The organism is Alcanivorax sp. (assembly GCF_051117345.1).
Taxonomy (GTDB): domain Bacteria; phylum Pseudomonadota; class Gammaproteobacteria; order Pseudomonadales; family Alcanivoracaceae; genus Alcanivorax.
Genome location: NZ_JBNPEC010000023.1, coordinates 1 through 4,602 on the forward strand (window position 1 = coordinate 1; position 4,602 = coordinate 4,602).

Below are 4,602 nucleotides of genomic sequence, written 5' to 3' on the forward strand. Positions count from 1 at the left end.
CGCGCTGGGGGGGACGGCTTCGATTGGTTGGGGGCTGAGCAGGGCGTAGCAGTGGCTGCCGGGGGCACGGACGGATTCGTAGTGGAGGCCGGTTTCACGCTGTTGGTGAAGCTGCTGGCCGAGCTGTCGCGCGGCCCGGTAATCCTTCGGGTCATGCCAGTGCGGATGTTGTGCTGCCGGAGTGATGTTGCACAGGGTGGCCGAGAAGTAGACCTTGAGGCCACGCATGACAATGCGATCGTATTTCAGCCCTTCAATCTGCTGGAAATAGCGTTGCTGGTGGTAGCGGGTTTCGGCAAGGGCCGTGGCCATGCGATCCGCGCAGTAGAAAACGCCGTAGGCCCCATCGGAAAACCGGGAGCCGGCGGGGTTTACGTGGACAAAGGGTCCCAGCGCATAGTTGCAGCCGGGAATGCCCCAGGGGCGTTCTGCAGGCGGCACCCGGTTCAGATCACCCACCTCGTTCTGCAGGCGCGGGTTGGTCAGGGCCTGCACCGCAAACAGGGCATCGAAGTCGGCCTGGTCTGCCACATCGTCAAAGATGGCGATGGGCGGGTATTTGCCGTTAACCAACCGGTAGGCGGTCTGGGCGGGGAAAGCGTGTCGGGGCAGGGCATGGGTCTCAGTTTCGCTCACCCCCATTGGCCGCCCCGCAGGCTGTCCAGCTGACGGTGTACTTCGTAGAGGCTGGCCACACGGCCGTTGCTCATGATGTCCATGGGCGTGGCGCCGTTGAAGAACGGGTTGTGGTTGGCCATGCGAACAAAGCCGTAGACGTTTTCCCGGTTTCCGAACAGGGTGCGCAGCGCCTGGTGGATGTTCAGCAAGTAGCTGAGGCGTTCCAGCAGGTCGTTGCCGACCCGGGCACTGTCCGGCTGGCTCTGGTACTTGTGCAGGGTGGAGCGCCCCACGCCGAGCAGGGCCATCTTTTCCTTTTCACTGCACTGCCAGTGTTCCAGCAGCTTGAGTACGGCGCGCAGGGCCGCATGGCGGGCGCCGTCGTTCAGGGCCTGTGGGGGCTGTTGGCTGACTGCTTCCATAGTGCCTCCTGACTTCATGGTTCAATAATGATCTTTTTCTTTGTTTTTGTCTATATGTGGAGATCTGGAGCCATTTATGACTCGATTCAAGAGGCCAGGCAGAGAACGTGCGCCGGGCCCTGTGTCACTGAAAAGAGTGGCAGACGGGCCTCGTGCCAATGCAAACAGGGTTGTCGCAGCTGCAGGTGAAGTCAGGCGTTGACCTAGTGGTGGGTTTGGAGGGCATCACAGCAGCATGGAGAGGTTGTTGAATGAGCCTGGCGCTGCTTGTTCATTGCCCCAAAAAATAGCAGAGCAATAGGAAAATGGCTCTGAGGAAGTCCTGGCGCCCGAAAAGGGTGCGTCATATCGACGCGATCAAAGGGGGTTAATATTTTCGTTGTTGCCTTGGTGAAAAGGAAACAACGGAGTTGGCGGGCTCCTTGGGCTTTTGCAGGCGACGCAGAATGGAAGAGGTATCCCAGCGTCCGCCACCCATCGCCTGGATCTCCTGATAGAAATCATTCACCTGGGCGGTCACCGGCAAGGGCGTGCCATTGCGGGCGGCTTCTGTCAGGCAGATATCCAGGTCCTTGCGCATCCAGTCCACGGCAAAGCCGTGTTCGAACTGGTCGTCGATCATGGTCTGGTGGCGGTGGCTCATTTGCCAGGAACCCGCGGCGCCATGCTGGATGGTCTCGAACACTTTGGCGGCATCCAGTCCGGCATTTTGAGCAAAGGCGACGCCCTCGGCGAGGGCTTCCACCAGGCCAGCCACGCAGATCTGGTTGACCATTTTGGTGAGCTGCCCACTGCCAGCCGGGCCCATCAGATTGACCGCTTTGGCATAGTGGTTCAGCACGGGAATCGCGCGCTGGTAGGCAGAATTATCACCGCCACACATGATCGACAGCTGGCCGTTTTCGGCACCCTGCTGGCCGCCTGACACTGGCGCATCGATAAAGTCTGCCTGGCGATCCCGGCAGGCGGCATCCAGCTCCCGGGCCACCGCGGCGCTGGCGGTGGTGTGATCCACCAGCAGGGCGCGTTCGCTGAGGGTTTCCAGGACGCCATCTGGCCCCAGGGTTACCTGGCGCAGGTCATCGTCATTGCCCACGCAGACGAACACCATGGCGGCGCCTGCGGCGGCCTCTGCGGGGGTGGCAGCGGTACGGCCATTGAAATCCCGGGCCCACTGGTGAGCGCGGCTGGCGGTGCGGTTGTAGACGGTCATGGACAGACCGGCTTCGGCCAAGTGGCCGGCCATAGGGTAACCCATGGTGCCCAGCCCGATAAAGGCAGCGTTAATCTGTGGCATTGCTGGCGTCCTGCTCGGTAACCGTGGCGGGGTCATTGGCCGGTAGTGGGTAGGCAGCAAAACGGGGGGCGGTGAGACTGCCCAGATACAGGGTATTGCCGTGTTGTTCCACGCTGGTGATGGGAGCGAAGGCGTCGGCGCTGGTGTCCTGCAGGTTGTGAGTGACTTCACCCTGTTCGTTCAGGCCCAGTACGAAGCCGTGGTGGGCCGGCTGGGGTTGAAGAAACGATGGTAATCGGAAGGCCACCTTGCGCAGCAGGGGCTTGTCGGACATGCCATCCAGCATGGCATTGCGAGGGCTGAACAGGGCGACCCAAAAGGTGCCGTTGCCGTTGCTGGAGATGCCATCGGGAATGCCGGGCAGGTTGTCGAAGAACACATCATGGCTGCCGGCTTTGTCGCCTTTCAGCCAGTAACGAACAATCCGGTAACTGCCGGTTTCATTGACCAGGACAAAGTCTTCGTCCCGCGACAGTGCCACGCCGTTGGCGAATTGCAGGCCATCCAGCAGGACCTGGGTCTGGTCGCTGGCCGGGTCGTAGCGCAGCAGGCGGCCGTGGCCTCCGTGTTCGAGAATGTCATCGCGGGCGTGCAGGGCAGGGCCGAACTTGCTGGATGCATCGGTGAAGTAGATAACGCCGTTGCTGTCCGCATCCACATCGTCGGTGAACTTGTAATCCACACCGTTGGCCCGTTGGGAGAGCGCGGCAATCGCGCCGGACGGGCTGATGCTGAGCAGCCCCTTGTAGCCATCGGCCACGATCAGATTACCCTGCGGGTCGAAATCCAGACCCAGCGGGCGGCCCTTGGTGTCGGCAATCAGGTCCGGGCTGCTGCCATCCGGATTGAAGCGGACGATGCGACCGTCCACATAGCCCACATAGAGAAAGCCGTCACTATCGATAGCCACATCTTCCGGGCCGATGCCGTCATCAACGGCCAGGGAGCGGCTTTCCGCCAGGGCGGAGTTGCTGGCGTAGGGGCCTTCCAGTGCCGGCGCTTCGGGTGCCTCCCAGGCTACTGGATCAATGGATACCGGCCAGAACAACAGATAGCCAACCAGAATGATGAGAATCAGCAGTGCGATATTTTTTATCATTGGAATCCGGAAGATCAATTAACGGAAAGCCGATGCTTGCATGCACGGCGCAACCACGCAAATGCAGGGCGGTAATAGCGTGTAATCAGCGCGGTGAAATCTGTGTTGGCCGGTGAGCGAGAAGCGAGTTTCGAGGAGCGAAAGGCGGAGTCACGAGAGGGTTTTGGGGTTCGTGACTCGCAACTTTCAACTCGTAACTGCTTTTCTTCAGACACAAAAAAACCGCCCGAAGGCGGTTTTTTTGTGTGGCGATAACGGGCGCTTATTTGCGCTCGTTGACCGGTACGAACTCGCGTTCGGTCTCGCCGGTGTACAACTGGCGCGGGCGGCCAATCTTGTACGGGTTGGAGATCATTTCGTTCCAGTGCGCGATCCAGCCCACGGTGCGGGACAGGGCGAAGATCACAGTGAACATGGAGGTCGGAATGCCGATCGCCTTGAGGATAATGCCGGAGTAGAAATCCACGTTCGGGAACAGCTTCTTCTCTTTGAAGTAGGGGTCGCTCAGGGCGATTTCTTCCAGCTTCATTGCCAGTTCCAGCTGCGGATCGTTGACACCCAGTTCGGCCAGAACGTCGTGGCAGGATTCGCGCATCACGGTGGCACGCGGGTCGTAGTTCTTGTAGACCCGGTGACCGAAGCCCATCAGCTTGAACGGGTCATTCTTGTCCTTCGCTTTGGCGATGTAGGCGTCGATATTATCCAGTGAGCCGATCTCGTCGAGCATGTTCAGCACAGCTTCGTTGGCGCCACCGTGTGCCGGGCCCCACAGGGCAGAGATGCCCGCAGCGATACAGGCGAACGGGTTGGCACCGGAGGAGCCGGCCAGACGCACGGTAGAGGTGGAGGCGTTCTGCTCGTGGTCCGCATGCAGGATGAAGATGCGATCCATGGCCTTGGCCAGGGTCGGGCTGATCTTGGATTCTTCACAGGGGTTGCCGAACATCATGTGCAGGAAGTTCTCTGCATAGCCCAGGTCGTTGCGTGGGTACATGAAAGGCTGGCCCAGCGCGTACTTGTAGCACATGGCCGCGATGGTGGGCATCTTGGCGATCAGCCGGTACGCGGTGATTTCACGGTGTTCGGGATTATTGATGTCCAGAGAGTCGTGGTAGAAGGCGGACAGCGCGCCAACTACGCCACACATGATGGCCATCGGGTGGGCA

Annotated in this window: 5 protein-coding genes; all 5 read right to left on the reverse strand. The window is 60.3% G+C overall.

What is annotated here, in order from left to right; genetic code table 11:
• Window positions 1-642: RES family NAD+ phosphorylase (locus ACFE0K_RS01655; protein WP_434534404.1), on the reverse strand; the 642-nt coding region annotated here is incomplete at its 3' end.
• On the reverse strand, window positions 633-1,040 hold the full coding sequence (locus ACFE0K_RS01660; protein ID WP_434534405.1) for an MbcA/ParS/Xre antitoxin family protein: 408 nt from the start codon (window positions 1,038-1,040) through the stop codon (window positions 633-635). The genes ACFE0K_RS01655 and ACFE0K_RS01660, both read right to left, overlap by 10 nt.
• A 367-nt stretch (window positions 1,041-1,407) precedes the next feature.
• Window positions 1,408-2,337, reverse strand: a complete 930-nt coding sequence (locus tag ACFE0K_RS01665; RefSeq protein ID WP_434534406.1) for an NAD(P)-dependent oxidoreductase — start codon at window positions 2,335-2,337, stop codon at window positions 1,408-1,410.
• On the reverse strand, window positions 2,324-3,436 hold the full coding sequence (locus tag ACFE0K_RS01670) for an SMP-30/gluconolactonase/LRE family protein (protein WP_434534407.1): 1,113 nt from the start codon (window positions 3,434-3,436) through the stop codon (window positions 2,324-2,326). Before ACFE0K_RS01670 ends, ACFE0K_RS01665 begins: the two co-directional genes overlap by 14 nt.
• 262 nt (window positions 3,437-3,698) lie before the next feature.
• A partial coding sequence (gene gltA / locus ACFE0K_RS01675; RefSeq protein WP_434534408.1) for a citrate synthase occupies window positions 3,699-4,602 on the reverse strand: 904 nt, incomplete at its 5' end.